Annotated in this window: 27 protein-coding genes; 11 read left to right on the top strand and 16 right to left on the bottom strand. The window is 39.9% G+C overall.

Annotated elements, in window-relative coordinates:
* Window positions 1–585 (bottom strand): ribosomal protein S5-alanine N-acetyltransferase, encoded by a 585-nt coding sequence (gene rimJ, locus C0W29_RS10000; protein ID WP_036795280.1) that lies wholly within the window; start codon window positions 583–585, stop codon window positions 1–3.
* 163 nt (window positions 586–748) lie between these two features.
* On the opposite strand from rimJ, the gene C0W29_RS09995 reads away from it, so the two are divergent.
* Window positions 749–1,243 carry a methylated-DNA--[protein]-cysteine S-methyltransferase gene (locus C0W29_RS09995; RefSeq protein WP_036795281.1) on the top strand — a complete coding sequence of 165 codons (495 nt, stop codon included), beginning with the start codon at window positions 749–751 and terminating at the stop codon, window positions 1,241–1,243.
* A gap of 76 nt (window positions 1,244–1,319) precedes the next feature.
* On the opposite strand, the gene tyrR is transcribed toward C0W29_RS09995, so the two are convergent.
* The 6 genes from tyrR to pspA all read right to left on the bottom strand — a co-directional run bounded on the left by tyrR (window position 1,320) and on the right by pspA (window position 7,091).
* Window positions 1,320–2,858 (bottom strand): transcriptional regulator TyrR, encoded by a 1,539-nt coding sequence (gene tyrR, locus C0W29_RS09990; RefSeq protein WP_045041586.1) that lies wholly within the window; start codon window positions 2,856–2,858, stop codon window positions 1,320–1,322.
* A gap of 306 nt (window positions 2,859–3,164) precedes the next feature.
* Window positions 3,165–4,199, bottom strand: coding sequence for a YcjF family protein (locus tag C0W29_RS09985; RefSeq protein WP_045044366.1), 1,035 nt, complete (start codon window positions 4,197–4,199; stop codon window positions 3,165–3,167).
* Window positions 4,196–5,593, bottom strand: a complete 1,398-nt coding sequence (locus tag C0W29_RS09980) for a YcjX family GTP-binding protein (RefSeq protein WP_045041588.1) — start codon at window positions 5,591–5,593, stop codon at window positions 4,196–4,198. The genes C0W29_RS09985 and C0W29_RS09980 overlap by 4 nt, the downstream gene beginning before the upstream one ends.
* A 139-nt stretch (window positions 5,594–5,732) precedes the next feature.
* A complete protein-coding gene (pspC, locus tag C0W29_RS09975; RefSeq protein WP_045041589.1) occupies window positions 5,733–6,119 on the bottom strand; it encodes an envelope stress response membrane protein PspC in 387 nt (128 codons plus the stop codon).
* Window positions 6,119–6,346 carry an envelope stress response membrane protein PspB gene (gene pspB / locus C0W29_RS09970; RefSeq protein ID WP_036795289.1) on the bottom strand — a complete coding sequence of 76 codons (228 nt, stop codon included), beginning with the start codon at window positions 6,344–6,346 and terminating at the stop codon, window positions 6,119–6,121. Before pspB ends, pspC begins: the two co-directional genes overlap by 1 nt.
* 76 nt (window positions 6,347–6,422) lie before the next feature.
* On the bottom strand, window positions 6,423–7,091 hold the full coding sequence (gene pspA / locus C0W29_RS09965; protein ID WP_036795291.1) for a phage shock protein PspA: 669 nt from the start codon (window positions 7,089–7,091) through the stop codon (window positions 6,423–6,425).
* 218 nt (window positions 7,092–7,309) lie between these two features.
* Between pspA and pspF the strand changes: the two genes are divergently transcribed.
* The 6 genes from pspF to C0W29_RS09935 all read left to right on the top strand — a co-directional run bounded on the left by pspF (window position 7,310) and on the right by C0W29_RS09935 (window position 13,749).
* Window positions 7,310–8,332, top strand: a complete 1,023-nt coding sequence (gene pspF / locus C0W29_RS09960; RefSeq protein WP_045044365.1) for a phage shock protein operon transcriptional activator — start codon at window positions 7,310–7,312, stop codon at window positions 8,330–8,332.
* Between the two features lie 136 nt (window positions 8,333–8,468).
* Entirely contained in the window at window positions 8,469–10,088 is a 1,620-nt protein-coding gene (sapA, locus tag C0W29_RS09955; RefSeq protein ID WP_045044364.1) for an ABC transporter substrate-binding protein SapA, read from the top strand.
* Window positions 10,089–10,091: 3 nt separating this feature from the next.
* Window positions 10,092–11,054: an ABC transporter permease gene (locus C0W29_RS09950; protein ID WP_045044363.1), complete on the top strand. Its 963-nt coding sequence runs from the start codon at window positions 10,092–10,094 to the stop codon at window positions 11,052–11,054.
* Complete coding sequence (sapC, locus tag C0W29_RS09945; RefSeq protein WP_045041592.1) at window positions 11,041–11,928, top strand: putrescine export ABC transporter permease SapC; 888 nt, start codon at window positions 11,041–11,043, stop codon at window positions 11,926–11,928. The genes C0W29_RS09950 and sapC overlap by 14 nt, the downstream gene beginning before the upstream one ends.
* Window position 11,929: 1 nt before the next feature.
* A complete protein-coding gene (locus C0W29_RS09940; protein ID WP_036795296.1) occupies window positions 11,930–12,928 on the top strand; it encodes a peptide ABC transporter ATP-binding protein in 999 nt (332 codons plus the stop codon).
* A complete protein-coding gene (locus tag C0W29_RS09935; RefSeq protein WP_045044362.1) occupies window positions 12,925–13,749 on the top strand; it encodes a peptide ABC transporter ATP-binding protein in 825 nt (274 codons plus the stop codon). Before C0W29_RS09940 ends, C0W29_RS09935 begins: the two co-directional genes overlap by 4 nt.
* 75 nt (window positions 13,750–13,824) lie before the next feature.
* On the opposite strand, the gene pyrF is transcribed toward C0W29_RS09935, so the two are convergent.
* The 7 genes from pyrF to aroA all read right to left on the bottom strand — a co-directional run bounded on the left by pyrF (window position 13,825) and on the right by aroA (window position 20,611).
* The gene (pyrF, locus tag C0W29_RS09930) at window positions 13,825–14,535 is read right to left on the bottom strand and encodes an orotidine-5'-phosphate decarboxylase (RefSeq protein ID WP_045044361.1); all 711 of its coding nucleotides are present in this window, start codon (window positions 14,533–14,535) and stop codon (window positions 13,825–13,827) included.
* A gap of 149 nt (window positions 14,536–14,684) precedes the next feature.
* Complete coding sequence (gene lapB, locus C0W29_RS09925; RefSeq protein WP_036795299.1) at window positions 14,685–15,854, bottom strand: lipopolysaccharide assembly protein LapB; 1,170 nt, start codon at window positions 15,852–15,854, stop codon at window positions 14,685–14,687.
* Between the two features lie 6 nt (window positions 15,855–15,860).
* Complete coding sequence (locus C0W29_RS09920) at window positions 15,861–16,145, bottom strand: LapA family protein (protein ID WP_036795300.1); 285 nt, start codon at window positions 16,143–16,145, stop codon at window positions 15,861–15,863.
* 128 nt (window positions 16,146–16,273) lie between these two features.
* Entirely contained in the window at window positions 16,274–16,564 is a 291-nt protein-coding gene (ihfB, locus tag C0W29_RS09915) for an integration host factor subunit beta (RefSeq protein WP_036795301.1), read from the bottom strand.
* An 80-nt stretch (window positions 16,565–16,644) separates the two neighbouring features.
* Window positions 16,645–18,315: a 30S ribosomal protein S1 gene (gene rpsA, locus C0W29_RS09910; protein WP_036795303.1), complete on the bottom strand. Its 1,671-nt coding sequence runs from the start codon at window positions 18,313–18,315 to the stop codon at window positions 16,645–16,647.
* 124 nt (window positions 18,316–18,439) lie between these two features.
* The gene (gene cmk / locus C0W29_RS09905; protein WP_036795304.1) at window positions 18,440–19,117 is read right to left on the bottom strand and encodes a (d)CMP kinase; all 678 of its coding nucleotides are present in this window, start codon (window positions 19,115–19,117) and stop codon (window positions 18,440–18,442) included.
* A 213-nt stretch (window positions 19,118–19,330) separates the two neighbouring features.
* Entirely contained in the window at window positions 19,331–20,611 is a 1,281-nt protein-coding gene (aroA, locus tag C0W29_RS09900; protein WP_045044360.1) for a 3-phosphoshikimate 1-carboxyvinyltransferase, read from the bottom strand.
* Window positions 20,612–20,784: 173 nt separating this feature from the next.
* Between aroA and C0W29_RS09895 the strand changes: the two genes are divergently transcribed.
* The gene (locus C0W29_RS09895; RefSeq protein WP_045041594.1) at window positions 20,785–21,213 is read left to right on the top strand and encodes a nucleotide triphosphate diphosphatase NUDT15; all 429 of its coding nucleotides are present in this window, start codon (window positions 20,785–20,787) and stop codon (window positions 21,211–21,213) included.
* An 81-nt stretch (window positions 21,214–21,294) separates the two neighbouring features.
* Here C0W29_RS09895 and C0W29_RS09890 read toward each other — a convergent pair whose 3' ends face one another.
* Window positions 21,295–22,434 carry a DUF5666 domain-containing protein gene (locus tag C0W29_RS09890; protein WP_045044359.1) on the bottom strand — a complete coding sequence of 380 codons (1,140 nt, stop codon included), beginning with the start codon at window positions 22,432–22,434 and terminating at the stop codon, window positions 21,295–21,297.
* Between the two features lie 100 nt (window positions 22,435–22,534).
* On the opposite strand from C0W29_RS09890, the gene C0W29_RS09885 reads away from it, so the two are divergent.
* Genes C0W29_RS09885 through C0W29_RS09875 form a run of 3 tightly spaced genes read left to right on the top strand, consistent with a single transcriptional unit; the run spans window position 22,535 to window position 24,965 of the window.
* Complete coding sequence (locus C0W29_RS09885) at window positions 22,535–23,206, top strand: response regulator transcription factor (protein ID WP_036795309.1); 672 nt, start codon at window positions 22,535–22,537, stop codon at window positions 23,204–23,206.
* Entirely contained in the window at window positions 23,175–24,425 is a 1,251-nt protein-coding gene (locus tag C0W29_RS09880; protein WP_045044358.1) for a sensor histidine kinase, read from the top strand. Before C0W29_RS09885 ends, C0W29_RS09880 begins: the two co-directional genes overlap by 32 nt.
* 15 nt (window positions 24,426–24,440) lie before the next feature.
* Complete coding sequence (locus tag C0W29_RS09875) at window positions 24,441–24,965, top strand: lipocalin family protein (protein ID WP_045044357.1); 525 nt, start codon at window positions 24,441–24,443, stop codon at window positions 24,963–24,965.
* A gap of 52 nt (window positions 24,966–25,017) precedes the next feature.
* Here C0W29_RS09875 and C0W29_RS09870 read toward each other — a convergent pair whose 3' ends face one another.
* The gene (locus C0W29_RS09870; protein ID WP_036795313.1) at window positions 25,018–25,743 is read right to left on the bottom strand and encodes a sulfite exporter TauE/SafE family protein; all 726 of its coding nucleotides are present in this window, start codon (window positions 25,741–25,743) and stop codon (window positions 25,018–25,020) included.
* Between the last annotated feature and the right edge of the window lie 66 nt (window positions 25,744–25,809).

The following is a 25,809-nucleotide window of genomic DNA, read 5'->3' as shown; positions in this document are numbered from 1 at the left end:
TTAACTTATTGGTAGTGACCAGTTAGGATTAACCAATGATGTTAGGATATGATCTTGCCATTGGCCATTGATCAATAAATAATCTTTTGCTAACCCTTCTTGCTCAAAACCGACAGCCGTTAACACACTGCCGCTTTTGTTATTATGGGGCATATATGCCGCCATAATACGATGAAAGTGTTTATCGATAAATATCCACTCAGTCACCGCAGTTAATGCTCGCCGCATCACCGCTTGTCCCTGATGATATTGATCTAAAGAATAGCCGACATGACAAGCATAAAACGGTGACTTAACTAAGTTACTAAAATTAATCACTCCAATAATATCGCCGGTTACACGGTGTTCAATAACAAAATAAAAAGCCATTTCATGACGATGTAAAGTCGCAATTTGTTCTAGACGCTGTTGCCAACCCGCTAAACTAAAAAAAGCCTCATGCCGTAATGGCTCCCAAGGCGCAAGAAAATGACGATTACGCTGATAATATGCGGTAATTTGTTCCGCATCTTGCGCTTCAATCAAGCGAACTTTTATATCGTCAAGTACAATAGTTGATGAGCGATGTATAATTGAATGAAACAAGTACTACCTCGACACGACAATGTTAATTGATATAACGCACATTTTGTGAGTTTACATGATAATGAATACAAGCCACATTCAATATTCGATATATTAGCGTGCGGTTGTCTGTTACTCTTTGTCAGTCAATGTTATTAATTATTACGCCTTTAGTGAGTTATTGATGTATTACGATTGTATTGAAACAGAACTGGGGAATATTATGTTGCTGGCCGATCATCAAGGTCTTCGACAATTATCGATTACAAGTCCCAGCTATAGCCCGAATGAAATATGGCAACATAACCCTGAGTTTATGGCCCCTTTCATTAAACAACTCAAAGAATACCTCACCGGCTCTCGGAAAAAATTCACCTTCCCCCTCGCACCTCAAGGCACCATCTTCCAGCAGCAAATTTGGCATGCTATCGCAGATATTCCTTATGGTGAAACTGTCACCTACGAGCAAATAGCCGCAAATATTGGAAATACCAAAGCAACCCAAGCAATCGGTATGGCAAAAAATGTTAATCCAATTCCGATTGTGATCCCTTGTCACCGAGTATTAAATAGTCATAACTCATTATGTGGTTATCGTTATGGTGAAGATATCGTTGCGCTATTATTAGCGTTAGAATCTGGTGATACCATCTTGCTTGAAGCACATCAAAACGACTAATTCTAATCAATCAGCATTGCTGTTTATTATTGAAAGAGATAGCTATTTGCTATCTCTTTCTTTATGACACCTGAGATTAATTACGTTTGCTAAGCCCATATTCACGCAATTTATTCGCCACCGCAGTATGAGAAACTCCTAATCGTTTAGCTAATTTACGGGTTGATGGATAGCTCTGATACAGATTAGATAAAATGCCAGACTCATAACGCTTCATAATCTCATCCAATGATCCAGTTAACGTCTCTTCGCTAATCACTGTACTCGATTCATTTTCAGGTAACTGTACATCCGCAGAGGTCATTTCAACGCCTTCCACCTGAGTCATAGCACGAAACAATACGTTGCGTAATTGGCGAATATTACCCGGCCATGCGTATTGCTTAAGCGCTAATGCTAATTCTTCAGAAAGCGACGGTTTCGGCTGATGTAACTCTTGTGCAAATTGGGCTAAGAATAATTCAGCTAATGGCACAATATCAGCGGCACGCTCACGTAATGGCGGAACGACTAAAGCAAGCACATTAAGTCGATAATAAAGATCCTCTCGAAACTCTCCATCAGCAACTAACTCTGGTAATTTTTTCTGCGTAGAGCAAATCACTCGCACAGATACTTTTATTTCAGCTTCTTCACCCACTCGGCGAAAAGTACCATCTTGAAGAAAGCGTAATAATTTAATCTGTAGATGTTTCGACATTTCGCCAATTTCATACAGAAAAACAGTGCCACCAGCCGCTTGCTCAAAAATACCTTTTTTAGCCGGTTCATTAGCACTCGCAACACAACCAAATAACTCAGTTTCTGCTGCATTATCAGGCATTGAAATGCAGTTAACCACCAAAAATGGTTTATCTCGATGCACAGAACGCTGATGACAAGCACGCGCTAACATTTCTTTGCCAGTTCCCGTTTCACCTTGTATCAGCAAAGGAGCGTCTAATAATGCTAACTTCTTTGCTTGACCTAATAGATGCTTAAACCGAGATGACTGCCCAATCAAATGTTCAAACCCACTGTCACCATTGATCGTGCGCATAACAACAGGCATTTTAGCTTCAGAAAGTGATTTTAATAAAATTAAAGCACTTGCAAGCACAGGCTCTGGTGCTTCATCACTCACAAAAACAGGCATGATATCCATTTGGTAATCTAGCCCAGAAATAACCACAATTTCGCTGTGCTTTTGTGCCTGATTTTTATCTAGCCACCGAGTAAAATTAAATCCAAGTAAAGTTTGAATATTTTCACTGAATAAATCCTCACTACGGTGCCCTATTAATTGTTCTGCTGCTTGATTAGCAAAATCTACTTTACCGTTTAGATTAATAGTAAAGAAAGGATCGGGTAAGGTCTGTAATAAAGCAGATAATTCAGTGTGTTCACGCTCACTTGGCATAAACTGAATTTTACGTACGTCAGTAACACCATCTAACTGACGAATCTGCGACATTAATTGGCTAAACTGTTCAAATTCAACTTCAGGGCAATTTAAATAGATGATACCAATACGATCAATTTCAATGCCACGAAGATCAATTTCTTGACTGGTTAAAATATCCAATAATTCGCGGGTCATCCCCACTCTATCTTCGCAAAAGACCTGTAATCTCATGGTTTACACCTTCTTATTATTCATCTTATGTGCATTTAATTACAGTTATCCATTCGGGATAATTTCTAAAAATACGATTAATAATCACAGTGTTAAGCTTTAACTTTGAGAGGCTTAATCCACATAATTAAAAAAGTTTATAACTCTATACTGTCAACTATTCCTGACAGTGATATCAGTGTGCGACTAACCCTTTAACGAGTCAAGCCACGAGATCGCATCTGCATCGATTAAATACAAAAATAGCAATTTTCAGTAAAAAAAAGAGAACCGAGGCTCTCTTTTTAGCTATCTAAAATGACTCAACTATTCGTGTTTATTTTTATTCCCTAATTGGCTTAATAAATCACGTCGAATTTCACTTAATTTCGGCTGCTCGCCTTCCATCCAAGGTAATGGACGCATAAGATTAATCGCTTTAAGGCCTAATCGACCAGTGAGTAAACCGACACCAACCCCTTGCGCAACTCGGGTGGACATTCTTCCAGCAAGATCCATTGACAGCATGTCCATTCCTAAATCAGCAACCACTTCAGACGCACCAGCAAATGCCATATTAGCGAGAACTAATTTCACTAATTTAATCCGTGACCAATAACTAAGTTCAATACCATAGATTGTAGAAACTTGCTCAATAAGGCGGAAATTACGCCAAGCGACTAACAACATATCCGCGGCAGCTAATGGGCTCAAAGCCACCATCAATGCAGCTTCACTCGAATATTTAGCAACCAACTGGCGTGCTAATTTATCTTGCTGACTCACGACCATTTGATCGTAAAGTGCCAGTACCTCTCGATCATTATGTGTCGCAGCTAAGGCATGTAACCAACGATCATAACCATGATTATCCGTTGGGATTTGGCTCAATTTAGCTAATTTAATACAAAATGCCTTACCAGATCCTATACCGTCAGCAGCTAATAATTCATGCGCTTGTTCGCGTTCAGTTTGGCGTTGTTTTAAACGGCGTAAATTAATAAACTCACGTCCTAGTGCACCAATACCTGCAACTGCAATACCCGCAACAATGGCACTCCATCCCAGTGATAACCAATTGCCCGTTTGATAAGCAGTCGTCACATGATCCACGGTTTGCCATCCGACCATAGCCGCACCAGCCACTAATAGTCCTTTAAACCAACGATAACGACGTTTAGGTTTAGCTGCTAAAATTTGCCCTAATGTTTGCTCACTTTCCATTTCAGCAATTTCAACAGTATCTGGTAAAAACTCACTTTGTTGTTCAAAGTTCATTTTTACGGTCAAATCAGGCTGCTGTTGATTTAATGGCTGCTGTGCCTCATCAAACACCATTTTGGCCTTTAATGGCTCTGTCATTGCAATTTATCTCCCAATAAATATTCCAATGCTTTATCCATTCGAATATGCGGTAAAGGTTCATCCATCTGCTGTGGCAATGGACGTAAATTAATAAAATCAAATCCATTTTCATCCCAAAATTCTTGGTTAGGTAACCGCCGTGGAACCTCACCAGGAAAAAAGGTTTGTGCATTACCAGCCATATCGATGCCGCGCAATGCTGGGACTTGTTGGCCTTGATAATTCACAAACCCTGGCTCACTAGCTTGAATCGATGCCAAGCTCACACAATCCATGCTAATTCCTTCAAACGACGCGGTTTGCCATGCTTCATTAACGAGTTGTTGTAATAGTCCGACTAAATTAGGATGTTGCTCTGGTGTAATATGATCGGCTTTTGTGGCCGCAAATAGCACTTTATCAATTCGTGGTGAAAATAATCGACGTAACATAGAGCTACGGCCATATTTAAAACTTTGCATCAATTGATCTAAAGCTTGGCGCATATCATTAAATGATTCATGTCCAGCATTCAACGGTTGCAGGCAATCAACCAATACAATTTGGCGATCAAATTTGGAAAAATGATCATTATAAAAAGCCTTCACAACATGCTGTTGATAATACTTATAACGTTTCTTTAGCATGCCATAGTTACTGTCATCAGCCGCGGCGGCTAATTGTTGTTCGGTATACTTATTAGTCCATATCATCGGAAAAAATTGTAATACTGGTGCTCCCGCTAATTCTCCCGGTAATACAAATCGCCCTGGTTGCACCCAATGTAAACCACCTTCGGCTTTACATTGGTGTAGATAATCAGTAAAAGCCGCAGCTATCGTTTCAATTAAAGCTTCATCAGCTGGTGCAAAAGGATCAAATTGCTCCCCCATTGCCAACCATGATTGTGCTAATGCTAATCGCTGACCTTTTAATGCTTGTGCCTGTTGCTTAGACCAACTAATAAAATCCAGATCAAGCAAGGGTAAATCTAATAACCACTCACCAGGATAGTCAATAATATCGAGATACAACGTTGCGGTATCTTGAAATAATTTTAGCGCCCCTTTTTGTGGTTTAAAGCGCAATGCCAATCGAGTTTGGCTCACATCACTTGTCGGCTGAGGCCATGTTGGTGGCGTTGATAACAACGCATTCATCCCATCATCATATCCAAATTTGGGAACATGCATATCCAACTGCGGTACTCTTTTAGAACCGAGTAAATAACCTTCTCTAACCGCTGAAAACATTGGTAATCGAGGATTAGTACTGACGTGTAACAGTTGATTAATCAGTGACGTAATAAAGGCCGTTTTTCCCGCACGTGATAAACCTGTTACCGCAAGACGCACATGGCGATCAAGGCTACGGTTAACCCATTTATTCACTTCATTGCTAATTCGATTCATTACGCTTTCCTATTCATCTATATAGTCTTACAACTGACCATAAAAAAAGCAGGCCTGACCTCATCAGTACCTGCTTCATATTGATATTATTTATAGACATAATCTACACAAATAACATCAAGCACTTTAGATTTCTGCACTAAAGTTTATTAAATTCACGATCAACTTTAAAGGCAGATGACGTTACATAAGCTTCCATTTTTTGAATACTCACTTCACTACGCGCAAGTTCAGTTTCTACATTATCCAAAATCTGTTGCGGTGACTGCCCCGTTTGCCATGGTTTTTGTTTAACATTATGTTCAGTATATTGATGCTGCTGTTCTTTTCGTTGTGGTGGCATTTTATCTAAAATTAACCAAGCCGCGATATAGGCAACCGTTGCAAAAAAACCGACCCCTAATAAAAAAGCAGTAACGGCTAAAATACGCATTAGCCAAATTTCAACGCCAAAATATTCAGCCAAACCGGCACACACACCACCCAATTTACCGTTGTTAGGATCGCGATATAATGTTTTGCGCATTATTTTTGCCTCCATTGTGGTGCTTCAGCATCTAAAATTCGCTCTAGCGTAACAATCCGCTCTTGCATCACCTCTGCGCGTGCCACTAAGGTTTCTAACTTTTTATGATCCTCACCAGATAATCCCTCACCTGATTTACGCTTACTGCGGTAATGAAGAATTAACCACAATGGTGCAACAACAACCATAAACACCACTAATGGAACACTAATAAAACCCATCGACATTTGTTGTTCTCCTTTCACGCAGGGGTAATAGCAATATTATTCTTTTTATATAATGTAAAAGACAATTGTCCTGCGATTACTGTTGTTTATCATTCATGCTTGCTTTTAGACGCTCAAGCTCTTTTTCAATATCATCTTGTGCTTGAAGATCAGCAAACTCTGACTCTAAGCTTTTTCCTCGACCAAAACTATAGCTATCCGCTTCTGCTTCCATTTCATCAATACGACGCTCATATTGTTCAAACTTCGACATTGCCTCATCGACTTTACTGGTATCAAGTTGGCGACGGACATCACGACGTGTTCCAGCCGCTTTATGACGAGTAACTAACGCTTGCTGGCGAGCACGTGTCTCTTGCAATTTACGTTCAAGTTCAGCAACTTCTAACGATAATTTTTCAATCGTTTCATCTACTAATTTATATTCTTCATTTAACGTTAACGCAACATCAACTAGCTTTTGTTTTTCAATCAATGCGGCACGTGCTAGATCTTCACGGCCTTTTTGAATCGCTAAACTTGCTTTTTGTTGCCAATCTGTCGATTGCGTTTCAATCGCAGTAATACGACGGCGCAATTCTTTTTTATCTGCTAGCGCACGCGCTGATGAAGTACGCACTTCAACTAATGTATCTTCCATTTCTTGAATAATAAGACGGATCAATTTTTGCGGATCTTCTGCTTTGTCCAATAATGAATTGACGTTAGCATTTACGATGTCAGCAAAACGAGAAAAAATACCCATAATAAAACTCCTTGGTCAACCGCATTGAATCACGTTCAATTAACGGTTTATATCATCAGACTAACGTTATGTTGTCATGTGAGGTGTAATTCTTTTATATACATATCAACTTGCGTGCCAACTTTTAAGTAATTGTTTTAATTAAACTAAATAAATAACATGCGCTTTTAATAAATAATGATATAGTGAATATAACTAAATTGTAGTGAGATTTACCAATGAGAAAGACCGAAAATTTAATCGGTGAGTCAGATGCTTTTTTAGCAGTACTTGATCATGCATCACGGCTTGCAACACTTAACCGGCCGGTACTTATTTTAGGTGAACGCGGTACAGGTAAAGAACTAATAGCACAACGAATCCATTATCTATCGACACGATGGGATCAACCATTAATCAGCTTAAATTGTGCCGCATTAGCTGACGGTGTGATTGATTCGGAACTGTTTGGTCATGAAGCAGGAGCATTTACAGGAGCAAAAGGCCGTCATCAAGGGCGATTTGAACGCGCCGAAAATGGGACTCTGTTTTTAGATGAACTCGCCACAGCGCCAATGGGTGTCCAAGAAAAACTATTACGTGTGATTGAATATGGTGAATATGAACGTGTAGGCGGTAATAAAAGCTGCCAAGCCAATGTACGATTAATTTGTGCTACCAATCAAAACCTGCCACAACTCGCTGCTGACGGAAAGTTTCGCGCCGATTTACTCGATAGATTAGCCTTTGAGGTGATCCATTTACCGCCCCTAAGAGCACGGCTTGATGATATTTTACCCCTCGCTGAACACTATGCTGTAAGAATGTGTCGTGAAATGAATTTTAGCTACTTTGCTGGTTTTAGTTATCAGGCCCAACAACAGTTATTAAACTATTCATGGCCTGGTAATATTCGTGAATTAAAAAATGTGGTTGAACGTTCGGTATTTCGCCACGCAATAGAAGATGAAATTATCGATACTATTATTATTGATCCCTTTATGACCTCATGGGATAAAGTCATAACCGAGAAAGATTCTCAACCAATAACAGTTAAATCACCTGCAAATCAAGATGCTAATGCGCTGACATTTCCAATAGATCTACGTCAACAACTGCAACAACAAGAAATCATATGGATTGAACAAGCTTTGGCACTCGCTAAATTTAATCAAACAAAAGCTGCCGAGTTATTAAGTCTTAGCTACCATCAACTAAGAGGCTTAATTCGTAAATATGACCTCAATGTTAATGGTGATTAATCAACCAAATTAAGGGGAAAACTCAACATAATTGACGCTTTTTCGCTAATTTAATTCAAAACAGGCTGGATAACTTGGTGAGCGAGATGGAAAATGTTAAATTTAAAAACTTAATTTCAAATAACGCCTATTACATATGAGCGCTTACTATCGTCTTTTTATCGCTAGTTTGGTTTTATTGACCCTTAGTGGGTGTAAGCAACCAGCAAAAGATTCAATTATTCAACATCGGGGTTTTGTCTATTGTGGCCAAGATACACCGACAACACTTAATCCCCAATTAACAGACGGTGGGCTAACAGCAGAAACCCTTTCGGCACAAATTTTTGACCGTCTGCTATTACTTGATCCCGTCAGCCATAAGCCATTACCTGATCTTGCTAAAAGCTGGACAGTTAGTGACGACGGATTAGTGTATACATTTACCCTTCGCCAAGGTGTAAAGTTTCAAACCACAACCTGGTTCACACCAACGCGTACCATGAATGCTGATGATGTTGTATTTAGCTTTGAACGCGTAATAAACCCCGATAATCCTTTCCACCATATTTCAGGTGGCCGTTATCCGTGGTTTGAAAGTCTCGGCTTTGCTGATGATATTGAAAGTATTAAAGCGCTGAATCCACACACAGTACAATTTACTCTACGACGTCCTGATAACTCTTTCTTATCAAATTTAGCGACTAGCTATGCGGTTGTATATTCAGCCGAATATGGCAAACAACTGCTAAAATCAGGTCAAATAGGTAAATTGGATAGCCGTCCTATTGGTACTGGGCCATTTTATGTTGATCAGTTTATTCCTAACGATCTAATTCGTTTAAAGCACCATATTGGTTATTGGCAAGGTGCCGCACCAATGGAGCAAATTGTGTTTGATATTTCTTCACGTGGCATGGGCAATTTAACTAAATTATTAAGCGCGGAATGTGATGTATTAGCGTCCCCCGTTGCCAGTCAGTTACCGGTGATCACCGACAATGATAACTATGAATTATTGGCACAAGCAGGCATGAACGTGTCATTTTTAGCCTTAAATACCAGTATTGCTCCTTTAAATAATCTCAAAGTGCGTGAAGCTATTAGCTATGCCATTAACAAAAACACCTTATTAAATTCAGTCTATTATGGTACGGCAACCAAAGCAAAAAGCTTATTACCGCCAACATCTTGGGCTTATAACAATGACAGTAAAGCGGTTAATTATAATCCTAAAAAAGCCAAACAATTACTTAAACAAGCAGGTTATAACAGCAATCAAGTATTAACCATGTGGGTACCTTTAGAGTCTCGACCTTACAACCCAAGCCCACAAAAAACGGCAGAACTTATTCAAGCCAACCTCAAAGCAATTGGAATTAATGTTATTATTTATCATCAAGATAACGTTGGTCGTCTTGGCGTTAATGATATGAATAACTACGATATGATGCTAGCTGGTTGGATTGCAGATAATGGTGATCCTGATAATTTCTTACGCCCATTACTCTCTTGTAATGCTAAACATGCAGGGCTAAATGTTGCGAATTGGTGCAATGTTCAATTTGATAATTTACTTGAACTAGCATCACGCACGAATAAAACCCAGCAACGAGTTAACTATTATCAACATGCACAAGATATCCTCGATCAGCAAGTGCCGATCATCCCTCTTGCTCATGGCGTGCATTTTCAAGCGCATAATAAAACACTCGGCGGACTACAAATGAGTCCTTTCGGCTCGCGTTCATTTTCCAGTGTCTATCGGACTGAGTAAAGTATGTTTATCTACACTATACGTCGCTTAAATCTGTTTATTATTACGTTACTCATTCTAACTATCGTTAGTTTTAGCATTTTAAGACTTGATACCCAATTACAATGGGCCTATGAACCATTTTGGCAGGGTTGGGTCATTTATCTACAAAACTTATTCGCTGGTAACTTAGGTATTAGCCCATCAGGTATACCTATGAGTGCTGAAATACTCAAAGTTTTTCCAGCAACATTAGAGCTATGCTTTTTTGCTTTTATTTTATCTTTAGTCATTGGTATTCCTTTAGGTACCATTGCTGGCGTCCGTCGCGGCCGCCCTATTGATACAGTAATAAGTTCAATTACATTATTGGGCTACTCTATTCCGTTATTTTGGCTAGCAATGTTACTTATCTTACTGTTTTCACTTAACTTAGGCTGGTTACCTGTTTCTGGTCGTTATAGCTTATTGTATCAATTCAACCATGTGACGGGGTTTGCATTGATTGATATTTTGCTCTCCGATAAGCCTTATCGCATGGAAGCTTTCTTTGATGCTGTTAAACACCTTGTTTTGCCTACTATTGTCTTAGCGATGGCACCAACAACAGAGGTCATTCGTTTAACACGCGCATCAATTGCTGAGGTTATGACTAAAAACTATATTAAAGTCGCGCAGACCAAAGGCCTTTCAACCTTTGAAATTGTCCGTCGTCACGGTATGAAAAATGCGATTCCACCCATCATTCCCAAGCTTGGGATGCAGTTTGCAGCAATGATGACATTCGCAATGCTAACCGAATCTATTTTCAACTGGCCCGGTATTGGTCGCTGGCTACTCAATGCAATTGCGGCTCAAAACTATGTTGCAATTCAAGCAGGTGTTATTACTGTTGGTGGATTTATTTTATTAGCTAATATTTTGTCTGATATTGTTGGCGCAATTGTTAATCCGCTGGTAAGGAAGGAATGGTATGCCATCAAATAGTGTTTACCAAGAAGCCACAATCCCTACTCAATGGGAACGATCATGGCAAAATTTCCGTGCTAATTCATTAGCCATGTTTGGTTTGTGGAGCCTACTAGCACTGCTATTAATTACCATTAATGCTCGCTGGTTAGCCCCCTATTCTGCGATAGAGCAAGTCGGTGAATTACTGATGCCACCGTCATGGGATAATTCAGGCCATGTATCATTCTTTTTTGGTACTGACGATCTTGGACGCGATATTTTGTCGCGGTTATTGATTGGGAGTCAATTAACCTTCGGCTACGCTTTACTGGTCGCATTTGCATCAAGCGCAATTGGTCTATTAATTGGTATTTTAGCTGGCATGAGTAGCGGCCTTAAGTCTAGCTTTCTTAACCATATTTTAGACACCGTATTATCGATTCCATCATTGTTGCTGGCGATAATTGTTGTTGCATACATGGGGCCAGGGGAAACACATATTCTGCTTGCTATTTGGCTGGCATTAATCCCTCGTTTCATCCGTGCCGTATACACAGCCGTGCATGCTGAGGTAGAAAAAGACTACATTATTGCTGCCCGCCTTGATGGTGCTAACAACTTTTATCTCCTTTATAACTCGATATTACCCAATATCTTAACCACAATTACCACTGAAATGACTCGTGCTATCTCAGTTGCTATTATGGATATTGCGGCGCTTGGTTTTCTTGGTTTAGGCGCCCAAGCACCGTTACCTGAATGGGGTGCAATGCTTGGGGATTCAATTGATCTTATTTATCTCGCACCATGGACAGTGACACTGCCAGGGCTTGCGATTATGTTTAGTGTGTTAGTTATCAACCTTGTTGGTGATGGTATGCGCCAAGCACTTAACGCAGGAATTGATTAATATGCCATTACTCGATATACGTAACCTAACCATAGAAATCGATACCCCCCAAGGGATGGTAAAAGCAGTTGATCGCATGAGTATCACCATTAACGAAAGCGAAATTCGTGGCTTAGTAGGTGAATCAGGATCAGGTAAAAGCTTAGTTGCAAAAGCCATTGCTGGCGTATGTAAAGATAACTGGCGAGTAAACGCTGACCGTATGCGCTTAGGTGATGTTGATCTATTAGCGTTGTCGCCTCGCCAACGGCGTAAAATTGTTAGCCGCGAAATCGCGATGATTTTCCAAGAACCATCAACTTGTCTTGATCCATCAGAGCGTATTGGTGAACAACTAGAAGAAGCCATTCCGTCATCATCCTTTAATGGCCGTATTTGGCAGCGTTTTCATTGGCGCCAAAAGCAAGCAATTGCCTTGCTCCATAAAGTCGGTATTAAAGAGCATAAACGCGTAATGCGCAGTTATCCTTATGAATTAACCGATGGCGAATGTCAAAAAGTGATGATTGCGATGGCGATAGCTAACCGTCCTCGATTACTGATTGCTGATGAACCGACTAACGATCTTGATCCTATTACTCAGGCGCAAATTTTCCGACTACTAAGTCGCATGAACCAATTAGGTAACACAACGATCTTATTAGTAAGCCACGATTTAAATACCGTGACTCAATGGGCAGATAGGATCACTGTAATGTATTGTGGGCAATCAGTAGAATCTGGCACTTCTAAGCAACTACTTGAACTCCCTCATCATCCTTATACTGCGGCATTAATGCGCGCAATGCCTGACTTTTCAATGGATGTAAGCCACAAATGTAAGCTAGAAACACTACCGGGCTCTATTCCACCACTACAACATTTACCGATAGGTTGTCGTTTAGGGCCACGATGCCCTTATGCACAACGAAAATGCGTTGAGGTACCTCAGCGCCAAAAAATTAAAAGTCACAAGTTTAGCTGTCATTTTCCGCTAAATATGAAGGATGACAACAAATGAGTTCATTACTTGAAGTTGAAAACCTGAAAAAAGATTACCATTATCGCTCAGGCTTATTTCGTCGCCGTACTATTAAAGCTGTAAAGCCAGTCTCATTTCAACTAAATGCTGGCGAAACAATCGCCCTGTTAGGTGAAAATGGCTCAGGTAAATCCACATTAGCAAAAATGTTAGCTGGCGTAATCACTCCAACAGAAGGGATTGTACGAGTGAATGGTGAACAACTACATCACCATGATTACCAGACTCGTTGCAAACTAATACGGATGATTTTTCAAGACCCCAATACGTCGCTGAATCCCCGTATTCAGATTGGCCGTATTCTAGAGGGTCCGCTAAAGCGTAATACCAACATGACTCCGCAAGCCCGTGAAAAACGTATCATGGATACCCTAAAACGAGTTGGATTATTACCAGAACATGCGTATTTCTACCCACAAATGCTGGCAACAGGACAAAAACAACGTGTTTCCTTAGCGCGTGCGTTGATTTTACAACCTTGTATTATTGTCGCTGATGAAGCGTTAAATGGTTTAGACATGTCAATGCGTTCACAGATGATAAACCTGTTGCTCGAATTGCAAGAAGAGATGGGATTGTCTTATGTGTATGTATCACAACATATGGGCGTGATAAAACATTTCAGTGACAAAGTCATGGTAATGCAAGATGGCGAAGTAGTAGAAAAAGGACGTACCGCTAATGTCTTCGCAAACCCCAAGCACTCGTTAACGCAAAAACTACTTGATAGTCACTTTAGCTCACCAACACGAGAAAAAAGCGGCCGAATACTTAATAGCACTCCAAAAATTAGCTATTAATCATAAAACAAACGCCAGCATTACTACATATTAGTGTAAAAACGCTGGCGTTATCGTTTGCTTAATCGTTAAAAATTAAGCTAATGTTTTATTAATGGCAGCCAATACTGCAGCAGGATCGCTTGCTTGAGTAATTGGACGACCAATCACCAGATAATCAGATCCCGCAGCCATTGCTTCTACAGGCGTCATCACACGACGCTGATCACCAGCTTCACTACCGACAGGACGAATGCCCGGGGTGACTAATTTAAACTGTTGTCCAAGCAGAGCTTTCAACAAACTCGCTTCTTGCGCTGAACAAACCACCCCATCAAGACCACTATTTTTAGTTAATGTTGCTAAATTCAATACTTGCTGTTGTGGCTGGCATGAAATACCAATACCCGCTAAATCATTCGCTTCCATACTTGTCAGTACCGTCACACCAATTAATAGTGGTCGATCTTTACCATAGGGTTCTAGAATCTCACGCGATGCCGTCATCATCCGCTCACCACCACTGGCGTGGACATTTACCATCCATACACCTAATTCAGCAGCAGCTCTCACCGCTTTCGAACAAGTGTTTGGAATATCATGAAATTTCAAGTCTAGAAATACAGAATGACCCCGATCATGCAATTGACGCACAAAGTCAGGGCCAAAAAAAGTGAACATCTCTTTACCGACTTTTAAACGGCAGCTTCCCGGCTCAATACGATCGACAAAAGCGAGTGCCTCATTATGATTATCATAATCAAGGGCAACGATTACTTTAGGGTCTGTTACTTTAACGTCTAGCATTGAGGCTCCTATTATATCTAAATACATCCACTGTGCGGTTGTCCCAACCGCCGGCAGGATTCTACATCAATTGATTAAATTTGATAGCTACAACTACAAAAAAACCAGTACATAACTGCACTGGTTTTAGAAAAAACATTCGATGGTCATTATTCACCATCAAGCCCTCGAATTGGCTTTATTTGTCCCCAGCTCTTACAAGATGGACACTGCCAATACAATGAATGAGTAGCAAAGCCACATTGACGACAACGATAGCGAGGCTTCACCTTAAGCTGTTCACCCACTAAGTGGCGTAAACTGGTTAAACTTTCTTTAGCACGACCTTCTTCAGCTTCATCAAGATGATATTCCATCAATTGATAAAAACCTTTCATGGTCGGATTTTTTTGAAGTTGGCGGGTCATAAAAGACTGCGCCGTTACTGCACCGTCATGCTTGGCAATTTCATCAGCGAGCATTAACTCGGCACTTGCCCCTGCTTTTTGTTCGACACAATGTTGTAAAAACTTTAGCCATGCATTTTGATTGTGCATCGCTTCATAACACTCAAGTAGTAGCGGTAAAGCTTCGCCAACAAACTCAATATCTTGATCTGAGATCCTTTCTAAAATTTTTGCTGCTTGCTTATATTCTTGTTGTTTAACTTGTATTTTAGCCATTGCAATCGAGGCACGCACACAATGTTTATCCACTGACAGTGCTTTTTTTAATAACTGAATCGCTTTATCTTGATTCTGAGCACTAAGCTCAAGCATGGAGAGTTCGCACCAATAATGGGCAATATCGTGCTTTAATTTAGTTTTACCTAATTTCACCAACTGGGTTGCCATCTCAATGGCTTTTTCCCACTCACGTGTTTGTTGATAAATAGCTAATAACTGTTGTAATGCTGGCTTTCGATAATCAGGCTCATCCAGCAACTGCTCAAAAATACGCTCAGCACGATCAAAAAAACCGGCAGCCATATAATCTTTTGCTAATTGTTGTAAGGCTAAATTGCGCTGTTCAATCGATAAATTAGGTCTGGCTATCAAATTTTGGTGAATACGAATGGCGCGATCGACCTCTCCTCTGCTGCGGAATAAATTACCGAGAGCAAGATGAGTATCAATAGTTTCACTGTCAACCTGAAGCAACTCAATAAACAGGTCTACTGCTTTATCAGATTCATCTGATAACAGCATATTAAGACCTGTTACATATTGGCGAGATAAGTGGTCAGACTTTTCTTGCTTTTGGTTACTTGCGCTCCTGTTACCCATATACCAACCGTAAGCGGCAGCAATAGGTAAAAGTAGGAACAACAATTCAAGCATTAATTCTTATTCCTTAATAGGCTTAGCACGAAGTTGATCAAGTTCTTGCTGTTGCTTCGTTACTTTTTTCATTAAACGATTTTTAGCAAAACGAGCTTTAAGATATAAAGTACCACAAATCACCCAGCCAATAACAAAACCAGCACCAAATGCTGTGCCTAATAGCGTAGAAAGTTGAAATTCACCCTGAGCGATTAAATAATCAAAGCTAACCATTATTTGATTTTGCGCACCAAGAGCCAGAGTGATTAAAAAGGCAGCTACTAGAACAATAATTCCTAAAATCTTCATCGTGAATCCTCTCACTAAATCTAAATTATAATTACTGATTATGCAGTAATTTTACTGATCAAACCATGATCTATAGACATAAAAAAACGGCATACCGAGAGGATGCCGTTTTTTTGTTCTATTCGCGGTTAAGCAGCTATCGATGCATTAACACGGTCACGTAATTCTTTTCCTGGCTTGAAGTGAGGAACGTACTTGCCGTCCAACTCAACTTTATCACCTGTCTTTGGATTACGGCCAACGCGAGGAGCACGGTAATGTAAAGAGAAGCTACCAAAGCCACGGATCTCAATACGATCACCTTCAGCAAGTGTGTTCGCCATATGTTCAAGGATATCCTTGATTGCATCTTCTACCTGTTTGGCAGAAAGATGTGTTTGTTGACTACATAGTCTTTCAATTAATTCAGACTTTGTCATAAACACTCCGTTTTAGTAAGTTTCTCAATAGTATAGCCGTTTAGAGGGAAAAAGCTAAAGCGATTTCCCTCAACGCTCAATTATTCGCCTTTAGCAGCTTTGAAAGCGTCAGCCATAGCATTACCAAACGCAGCATCGTCAGCTTTGTTTAGTGTAGCCATTGCTTCTTGCTCTTCAGCAACGTCTTTAGCACGTACAGAAAGGTTGATTACGCGGTTCTTACGGTCAACGCCTGTGAATTTAGCTTCAACAGAATCGCCAACAGAAAGAACTAGAGTTGCGTCTTCAACACGGTCTACAGATGCTTCAGAAGCGCGTAGGTAACCTTCGATGCCTTCGCCTAGCTCAACAGTTGCGCCTTTAGCGTCAACAGCGATAACTTTACCAGTTACTAGAGCACCTTTCTTAGTATCAGCTACGAAGCTGTTGAATGGGTCTTCTTCGATTTGCTTAACGCCTAGAGAGATACGCTCACGCTCTGCGTCAACTGCAAGAACTACTGCAGAAATTTCGTCGCCTTTCTTGAAGTCACGAACTGCGTCTTCACCAGAAACATTCCAAGAAATGTCAGATAGGTGAACTAGACCGTCGATGCCGCCTTCAAGACCGATGAAGATACCGAAATCAGTGATTGACTTGATCTTACCAGTTACTTTGTCGCCCTTAGCTTGCATTTCTGCAAATGACTGCCATGGGTTAGCTTTACACTGCTTAAGACCTAGAGAGATACGACGACGCTCTTCGTCGATATCAAGAACCATAACTTCAACTTCATCGCCCACGTTAACAACTTTAGATGGGTGGATGTTTTTGTTAGTCCAATCCATTTCAGAAACGTGAACAAGACCTTCAACGCCTTCTTCGATTTCAACGAAGCAGCCGTAGTCAGTAAGGTTAGTTACGCGACCAGTAAGCTTAGTGCTTTCTGGGTAACGCTTAGCGATTGCAACCCATGGATCTTCGCCAAGTTGCTTAAGACCTAGTGATACGCGAGTACGCTCACGGTCGAACTTAAGAACTTTAACGTTGATTTCATCGCCAACATTAACGATTTCAGAAGGGTGCTTAACACGCTTCCAAGCCATATCAGTGATGTGTAGAAGACCGTCAACACCGCCAAGATCAACGAATGCGCCGTAGTCAGTAAGGTTCTTAACGATACCTTTAACTTCCATGCCTTCTTGTAGAGAAGCAAGTAGCTCATCACGTTCAACACTGTTCTCTGACTCGATAACAGCACGACGTGAAACAACAACGTTGTTGCGCTTCTGGTCAAGCTTGATTACTTTGAACTCAAGTTCTTTGTTTTCTAGGTGAGCAGTGTCGCGAACTGGACGTACGTCTACTAGTGAACCTGGTAGGAACGCACGGATGCCGTTAAGTTCAACTGTGAAGCCGCCCTTAACTTTACCGTTGATGATACCAACAACTGTTTCAGCATCTTCATAAGCTTTTTCAAGCTGGATCCAAGCTTCGTGACGCTTAGCTTTCTCACGAGAAAGTTTAGTTTCACCAAAACCATCTTCGATCGCGTCAAGAGCAACGTCAACCTGAGCGCCTACTTCGATTTCTAGTTCGCCAGCAGCGTTCTTGAATTCTTCAACAGGAATAGATGACTCAGATTTTAGACCAGCGTCAACTAGTACGTAACCGTTTTCGATAGCGATTACAGTACCTTTAACGATTGCACCTGGGCGAGTTTCAACTAGGTTTAGCGACTCTTCAAAGAGTTGAGCAAAAGATTCAGTCATTTAATTAATCTTCAATATGATAAACAACCATGGGTATCCTACCGCATGGGGTTGATAATAAAGTCAGTTATCATCCATGACACCGACGTTATTTAGCTGCTTACGCAACTAAATATGGATTCGTTTATTTTAGCTTAGCATCAACATATGCCAAGACTTTTTCTAATACTTGTTCAATTGACATTTCAGTTGAATCAAGTACCAAAGCGTCATCAGCAGGGCGTAAAGGCGCTACAGCACGATTACGATCGCGGTAGTCTCGCTCCTGAATTTCGCTCAAAAGGCTGCTAAAGCTAACATCTAAGCCCTTTTTTTGCAACTGATTCATGCGGCGAGTTGCACGTTCTTCAGCACTAGCATCTAAGAAGATTTTCACTTCTGCCGATGTAAACACTACTGTACCCATGTCGCGGCCATCAGCAACCAAGCCTGGCTGCTCACTAAATGCACGCTGGCGGCGCAATAATGCTTCACGCACTCGCGGTAATGCCGCGACTTTTGATGCCGCATTGCCTACTTTCTCAGTACGAAGTGTATCTGAAACATCTTCGCCTTCAAGAATGACTCGAACCAATTCACCTTCAGCAACAAACTGAACATCAAGATGTGCAGCAAGTGGTACCAAAGCCTCTTCTGATTCAGTATCTACACCATGATGAAGTGCTGCAAGTGCAAGAACACGATAAATCGCGCCAGAATCAAGCAGATTCCAGCCAAGTTTTTCTGCTAACAGCATACATAGTGTGCCTTTACCAGCACCACTTGGCCCATCAACAGTAATGACTGGAGCATGAGTAGACATAAGTTTTCTCCGAATATGGATCCGTAATAGCGGCAACTTAACCCAAATTAAGGTTAGCCATCAAACGGTGGCACATTATACGGAAAAAAATCTTAAATTTATATAGTTATTCCCTATCTGTCATACCTTTTTATACTAAATAAAAAGCCTGATGCAATCACATCAGGCTTAATACGAGTGTAAATTTATATATCAATAATCAACTACTCAAAACTACGCACTTAAGCTCTGCAGCTTAATAAAATAATCTGGGAATGTTTTTGAGGTACACTTAGGATCATTGATCGTCACCGCGGTATCACTTAATGCCACCAGCGAAAAACACATCGCCATTCGATGATCATCATAAGTATCAATCACTGCATGGTTAAGCTTTGTTGGTGGAGTAATAGTAATGTAATCACTGCCCTCTTCTACCTCCGCACCTACTTTGCGTAATTCGGTTGCCATAGCAGCAAGACGATCTGTTTCTTTTACGCGCCAGTTATAAACATTACGAATTGAAGTTGTGCCTTTAGCAAACAATGCTGTTGTTGCTATTGTCATCGCTGCATCTGGAATATGATTAAAATCCATATCAACAGCGGTTAATTTACCACAACGAGCAATGACGTAATCATCACCCCATTCAATATCAGCCCCCATAGCGGCAAGTGCGTCTGCAAATTGAATGTCACCTTGAATACTATTTTTGCCAATACCCGTTACTTTTATCGCCCCACCTTTAATGGCAGCCGCAGCTAAAAAATACGAGGCTGATGAAGCATCACCTTCAACCAAAAACTCTCCCGGTGATTGGTACTGCTGACAACCTTTAACTACAAACTGCTGGTAATCACGGTTTTCAACCTTAACCCCAAATTGCGCCATAATGTGTAGGGTAATATCAATATAAGGTTTCGAAACCAAATCACCTTTGATAGTTATCACCGTATCAGCGCTAGCAAGTGGCGCCGCCATTAAAAATGCAGTTAAAAATTGGCTTGAAATCGAACCATCAATTTCAACCTCACCGCCATTTAAGCCAGTACCAATAATCTTTAAGGGTGGGTAGTGTTCATTTTCAAGATAAGTGATCTCAGCGCCAGCACTACGTAGAGCATCAACAAGATGACCGATTGGGCGCTCTTTCATTCTTGGCTCACCAGTCAATATATATTCACCAGTGCCGAGACACAGTGCGGCCGCTAATGGCCGCATTGCGGTGCCTGCATTACCTAAATATAATTCAAGCGGTTCTGTCGCAGTAAAGGCATGCCCTAAACCATCAACTTCACACTCGGTTTTATCTGCTGATAACCGATAATTAACCCCAAGTTGCTTTAATCCATTAAGCATATGGCGAATATCATCACTATCTAATAAGTTAGTTAAGCGTGTTGTACCTTGTGCTAAAGCCGCTAATAACAACGCCCTATTTGAGACACTTTTAGATCCTGGTAAATTCACTTCGCCATTAACTTTGGCAATCGGTTGTAAGGTTAAACTTTCCATTTATTATTCTTCCAATCCTAATTTTTCTTATCTAGCAGAGTACCCAATAATGTCGCTGTTATCTAGCGACAGTTTTTTATATTTTTGATAACTCTATTAAATATAGTTCCACCATCTACTTACTAATTGCGGTAAAGTAGTTGTATATAACATGGCTAAATCTTGGAGTAATAATGAATGCTGTAACACCCATGGTTGGGATTGGGATTATTATTGTTAATCAACACGGTCAAATATTAATTGGTAAACGTAAAAATAGTCATGCACCGTATTATTCTATTCCCGGCGGACACATGGAATTAGGCGAAACATTCAGCCAATGCGCTATTCGTGAAGTTGAAGAAGAAACTGGACTCACTATTTATCAACCACAAGTGATCGCTGTAACCAATAACCTCACGACTTATCATGAATCAGGTAAGCATTATATTAGTGTCGCTCTACTCGCAACTCAATTTAGCGGCGAATTAACCTTAAAAGAACCGGATAAATGTGAGGGCTGGCAGTGGATCGATCCAACTAAGGTACCTTCACCACAATTTGATGCTAGCGAACAATCAATTCAATGTTACTTAGAACAACGTTTTTGTATCAATGAATAGTCACTATAAATAAAACCGCTCCCTTAAAATGCAAAAAGCGCCTCAATAATAGGCGCTTTTGTAGCAATGATTACGGTTTAGTTAGTCGTCTTCACGTTCGATTTCACGCGCAACGTAACGAGTACCAATAATCACACCTTCAACTTCAACTTTATGATAACTAATATTATCTTTATTTAAACCATCATCAAACTCAGTGTAAGCATCAATATGAACCACTCTACCATTGATAGTAAAAGTATTATCCTGACTCACAATTGATGGTTGACCAGTATATTCAAATTCACGCCAAGAGTCGCCAAAATCACCATCGAAATCATTTTCAAATTCAATCTCGCGCGCGATGCCGTTCACTGCTGTAACTTCAATCATTACTCCAACATTTAAGTTAGCTTTAGTGCCATCTTCAAAGCGAGTAACTCCTGTCACCATAAATCGACCACGGGCATTTAACTCAAACTGGCTTTTATCACGGCTCACCCAGGTTACGACACCTTCAATTTCATTGTCATTATCGAAATCATCATAGGTTTCAACTTCAACTTCCGCGGCATCAAAAGTATTGCCGTTCATTTGGCCTTTAACTTCAACCCACTGACCATTTAGTAATCTGGCATTATCTTCAATTACGGCACCGCTATAATCAACGTTAGTTGCAGCACCTAATACAAATGATTTAGCGTTAGAATCTAGTGCTGATAAGCGCCCTTCAACTTCATACAGACCAACAATACCCTCATGCTCAAATTTCACGACTGAAAGTACTTTATAGCCAAGACCAGCGTCAGTTGCTTGTGGTAACGATGACACCATCACCCAATCACCAACGTCAATATGTTGATTAAGCAAGAATTTTAATGTCGCGCCATTAACAACAAATGTTGACTTAGCACGATCAATACTTGTAACCCTACCTACCATGGTTGGTTCTAATTGAACTTGTGCCCCTACTTTTGATGAAGTAGAAACAGCAACCATCATGTCTTGTTGAAGATCATTAATTGTAAACTGAGTATCTGTACCATACGCTACTGACGCTACGTTATAACTGTGGCCATTAACTTCTATCGTATTGGCGCCAACATTAACGGCATTAATTGTACCTTGAACAGCTTGTGGCTTAGTCTCAACAGGAGGTTGAGGTGAAGCACTATCATCACCGCCACCACCACAACCAGTAAGAACGAGACCAATCAATGTCGCTAATGTGATTTTCTTCATGAATACAAACCTTTTTATGAACAAATTATGAATATTGTTTTATTGCCGCGTATACTATTCCCTCAAACGTGAAGTATTCGTGAAGAGCGTAATTGAACAGATGAAAATTCTTATTGTTGATGATAACCATCAGATTGTTGAAACTATTGCTGATTACTTAGAACTAGAAGGTATGACAGTTGATTGTGCCTATCATGGACAAGCGGCATTAACGTTTGTTGAAAATAACCATTATGATGTCATCATCATGGATATCATGATGCCTAAAATAGATGGTATTGCTGCAGTACAAAAAATACGTAATGAAATCTATTGCGGTACTCCGATTCTTTTCTTAACCGCTAAAGATACCCTAGAAGATAAAGTTGCAGCCTTTAAAGCAGGTGGAGACGATTATCTATTAAAACCTTTTGCGATGGAAGAACTGTGCTTACGACTATATGCCTTAGCAAATCGAGGTCCTAGACAAGATATTGGACTATTAAAATACGCTGATATTGTAATGAATAACCGTAGCGATCAAGTCAGTCGTGATGGAAAAACCATCAAGTTAAGTCGTATTCAATTTAAAATACTTAAAGTGTTATTACACCATGCACCCAATATTGTTAGTCGCCAACAAGTAATTGATACGGTCTGGGGAGAAGAGTCCCCATCTAGCGACGCTTTACGTAGCCATATTTATGGTTTACGCAACGCAATTGATAAAGATTTTGCCACTTCACGATTAGAGACAATTCATGGACAAGGTTACCGCATCAAAACCGAATAATTTTCCAAGTATTTACCGTAAGGTTGGCTTAAGTTTTGGATTAATGACATTTGGCATGTTTGTTTTATTCTGGGTCGTCATTTATGTTGCAGAAAATCAATTAGAGATTATTAGTCTTCATCATTGGCTAGATAAAGAATCAAGCCAATATATTATTGATTATAAAGAAATGGGTGAGAATGCACCCCTACCTAATAATAGTGAATTTAAAAGTTATTGGAGTGAGAAATCATTACCAAATTGGATAAAAAAATATAATAAGCCAGGTTTTTTTGAGCATTTACGTGGTACGGAAGATAAACATTTTTTAGTCTTTGATCACCCATCAGGAAGAGGACTAATGTATGTTATTTATCAAGATGATGCCGATGATTATCTTGATGACTATGAAGATAGCCTGCATTATTTCACCTTCATTTTTGGGCTACTACTATCGTTAATCATGGGTGGATACAGCTTCTATTTTGTACGTTCTTTATCACAGCCATTAGCCAAAATAGATCAGAAAATTCGCCAAATGCCGCCTGATCAACCAAACTTTGAAGTTGAAACGCAATACCGTGAAACACGAGAGATTGAACAAGCATTACTTGATAGTAAAAACAATATTGCTGGCTTTTTTCAACGTGAAAAAGAGTTTAGTCGTTTTGCATCCCATGAATTACGTACTCCAATCATGGTGATTCAAGGCTCAGCTGATTTACTCAATAAAGTACCCAACCAACCTAACGTTGCCAAAAAAGCGATAAATAGATTACATCAAGCTAGTGACGATATGCGGATCTTAACCGAGACATTTTTATTGTTAGGTAAAGAATCAATTGAAAAGCATCATTTTAGTCAGTGTGATCTTGCCGCTCAGCTTCGTCAGCAACTAATTGTAATGGAGCCTTTATTTGCTAAACAAGACGCGAGCTACTATCTTGAGATTAATCATGCAGCGACTATTAGTGCCCCTCTCAGTTTTATTACTATCATCATTAATAATCTGATAAAAAATGCATTTAGCTACAGTATTGGTGATATAGAAATAAAATTGGTACATGAGCAACTGATAATCATCAATCGCCATGATGGTAATGAAATCTATAACCAAGGCTATGGCTGCGGATTGGTTATCGTGCAACGTATTTGTGAGCGCATGCAATGGCCGTTCACGATTACAGATAATGAGGTCACTTTTACCGCTAAGATTACTTTCTCATCACCACAGCCATAGATTAAGGAATATTGGATGCTTGCTTATATTAAATGGTTTTGCAGTATCAGCTTATTAAGCATGATTAGCGGCTGTACTACAGGCAAGCCCAATAACGTTGAACCAATTACAAATTTTGATGTAAATCGTTATTTAGGCCAATGGTATGAAATAGCTAGATTGGATCATAGTTTTGAACGCGGTTTAGATCAGGTAACTGCGACTTATAGTCTAAATACAGATAAAACGATCAACGTTATTAACCGTGGTTTTAATAGTGCTAATCAACAATGGCAACAGGCACAAGGCAAAGCAAAATTTGTTAAACAACCAAACATTGGCTATCTCAAAGTGTCTTTCTTTGGACCCTTTTATGGTAGCTATATTATCTTTGCCCTTGAAAAGGATTATTCTGCAGCGCTAGTCAGTAGCTATAACTACGACTATTTATGGATTTTAGCACGCGAAAAAAACATATCACCGAAATTACTCACTCACTACCTTACCCTCGCTAAGCAAGCAGGGTTTGATACTAATAAATTTATTTATCCTCAACAATAACTAAACCTATATTATTATCATTCATAACTTATTAGCTCAGAATATTATTGTTCTAACGGAACACATGTAGCCCTTGTGATAATGAAACAACAGCAGACAACGAACATAATACTAATACTCCATATTGCATCACCTGCTTTTTGATTTTATTACGGACGCGATAAGCAATAAGACTAGCAATTATAGGGGCAGGTAACAGCCATACAATAGAGCTAAAATCAGCCATTGTGAACCGTCCTGAATAATGAAGTGCGACCAATGAAATAACACCTGTTACACAAAAAAACGCGGCTAAATTAGCGCGAATACTTTCTGGCTCTTCATCTTGCATCAGCAAAGCAATCGGTGGGCCACCAATTCCTGTCGCTGTGCCTGTTACACCCGAAATAAAACCACCAATAAACAAATTAAGTGATGTTGGTGCTAAGCGTAATTTAGCTAAACTTAATATCACTGCCGCTAATACCGTCACTCCCAGCATAATCTCTAATTGATCGGTAGAGATCACCATTAATACATAAGCAGCAACTAATGTACCTGGTAAGCGTCCTAAAAAAGCAAAGATTAAAAAACGAAGTGATACAGCATGACGATACTGATACCACACAATTGCAGACATAAACATACCGATAAAAACAACGGCACTCGGCATTAAACGCGGCTCAAGTAATAAAATAAATGGCCCAGCAAGAACTCCCATACCAAAACCGAGAGCACTTTGGATAAAACATCCACAAATAAATACCAATAAACAAGCGAAAAAGATAAGTGGATCCATAACATTCTTATACAGTGAAAGACTGTTGATAATCCTACTCTTTATTTTTACTCATAAAGTATAATC

The sequence above is a fragment of the Photobacterium kishitanii genome (assembly GCF_003026355.1).
Classification (GTDB): Bacteria; Pseudomonadota; Gammaproteobacteria; order Enterobacterales; family Vibrionaceae; genus Photobacterium; species Photobacterium kishitanii.
Note: the sequence above shows the minus strand (reverse complement) of the source record. Positions and strands in the feature narration are given on the sequence as shown.

What these genes read in the sequence shown, in the direction of transcription:
- C0W29_RS09995 (WP_036795281.1), top strand. Translation starts at nt 749, where the DNA reads ATGTATTACGATTGTATTGAAACAGAACTGGGGAATATTATGTTGCTG.
- sapC (WP_045041592.1), top strand. Translation starts at nt 11,041, where the DNA reads ATGCCATCAAATAGTGTTTACCAAGAAGCCACAATCCCTACTCAATGG.
- pyrF (WP_045044361.1), bottom strand. Translation starts at nt 14,535, where the DNA reads ATGCTAGACGTTAAAGTAACAGACCCTAAAGTAATCGTTGCCCTTGAT.
- C0W29_RS09985 (WP_045044366.1), bottom strand. Translation starts at nt 4,199, where the DNA reads ATGACAGAGCCATTAAAGGCCAAAATGGTGTTTGATGAGGCACAGCAG.
- aroA (WP_045044360.1), bottom strand. Translation starts at nt 20,611, where the DNA reads ATGGAAAGTTTAACCTTACAACCGATTGCCAAAGTTAATGGCGAAGTG.
- sapA (WP_045044364.1), top strand. Translation starts at nt 8,469, where the DNA reads ATGAGCGCTTACTATCGTCTTTTTATCGCTAGTTTGGTTTTATTGACC.
- ihfB (WP_036795301.1), bottom strand. Translation starts at nt 16,564, where the DNA reads ATGACAAAGTCTGAATTAATTGAAAGACTATGTAGTCAACAAACACAT.
- cmk (WP_036795304.1), bottom strand. Translation starts at nt 19,117, where the DNA reads ATGTCTACTCATGCTCCAGTCATTACTGTTGATGGGCCAAGTGGTGCT.
- tyrR (WP_045041586.1), bottom strand. Translation starts at nt 2,858, where the DNA reads ATGAGATTACAGGTCTTTTGCGAAGATAGAGTGGGGATGACCCGCGAA.
- C0W29_RS09875 (WP_045044357.1), top strand. Translation starts at nt 24,441, where the DNA reads ATGCTTGCTTATATTAAATGGTTTTGCAGTATCAGCTTATTAAGCATG.
- C0W29_RS09940 (WP_036795296.1), top strand. Translation starts at nt 11,930, where the DNA reads ATGCCATTACTCGATATACGTAACCTAACCATAGAAATCGATACCCCC.
- pspC (WP_045041589.1), bottom strand. Translation starts at nt 6,119, where the DNA reads ATGCGCAAAACATTATATCGCGATCCTAACAACGGTAAATTGGGTGGT.
- rpsA (WP_036795303.1), bottom strand. Translation starts at nt 18,315, where the DNA reads ATGACTGAATCTTTTGCTCAACTCTTTGAAGAGTCGCTAAACCTAGTT.
- pspF (WP_045044365.1), top strand. Translation starts at nt 7,310, where the DNA reads ATGAGAAAGACCGAAAATTTAATCGGTGAGTCAGATGCTTTTTTAGCA.
- C0W29_RS09935 (WP_045044362.1), top strand. Translation starts at nt 12,925, where the DNA reads ATGAGTTCATTACTTGAAGTTGAAAACCTGAAAAAAGATTACCATTAT.
- lapB (WP_036795299.1), bottom strand. Translation starts at nt 15,854, where the DNA reads ATGCTTGAATTGTTGTTCCTACTTTTACCTATTGCTGCCGCTTACGGT.
- C0W29_RS09980 (WP_045041588.1), bottom strand. Translation starts at nt 5,593, where the DNA reads ATGAATCGAATTAGCAATGAAGTGAATAAATGGGTTAACCGTAGCCTT.
- C0W29_RS09890 (WP_045044359.1), bottom strand. Translation starts at nt 22,434, where the DNA reads ATGAAGAAAATCACATTAGCGACATTGATTGGTCTCGTTCTTACTGGT.
- pspB (WP_036795289.1), bottom strand. Translation starts at nt 6,346, where the DNA reads ATGTCGATGGGTTTTATTAGTGTTCCATTAGTGGTGTTTATGGTTGTT.
- C0W29_RS09920 (WP_036795300.1), bottom strand. Translation starts at nt 16,145, where the DNA reads ATGAAGATTTTAGGAATTATTGTTCTAGTAGCTGCCTTTTTAATCACT.
- C0W29_RS09885 (WP_036795309.1), top strand. Translation starts at nt 22,535, where the DNA reads ATGAAAATTCTTATTGTTGATGATAACCATCAGATTGTTGAAACTATT.
- C0W29_RS09880 (WP_045044358.1), top strand. Translation starts at nt 23,175, where the DNA reads ATGGACAAGGTTACCGCATCAAAACCGAATAATTTTCCAAGTATTTAC.
- pspA (WP_036795291.1), bottom strand. Translation starts at nt 7,091, where the DNA reads ATGGGTATTTTTTCTCGTTTTGCTGACATCGTAAATGCTAACGTCAAT.
- C0W29_RS09870 (WP_036795313.1), bottom strand. Translation starts at nt 25,743, where the DNA reads ATGGATCCACTTATCTTTTTCGCTTGTTTATTGGTATTTATTTGTGGA.
- C0W29_RS09895 (WP_045041594.1), top strand. Translation starts at nt 20,785, where the DNA reads ATGAATGCTGTAACACCCATGGTTGGGATTGGGATTATTATTGTTAAT.
- C0W29_RS09950 (WP_045044363.1), top strand. Translation starts at nt 10,092, where the DNA reads ATGTTTATCTACACTATACGTCGCTTAAATCTGTTTATTATTACGTTA.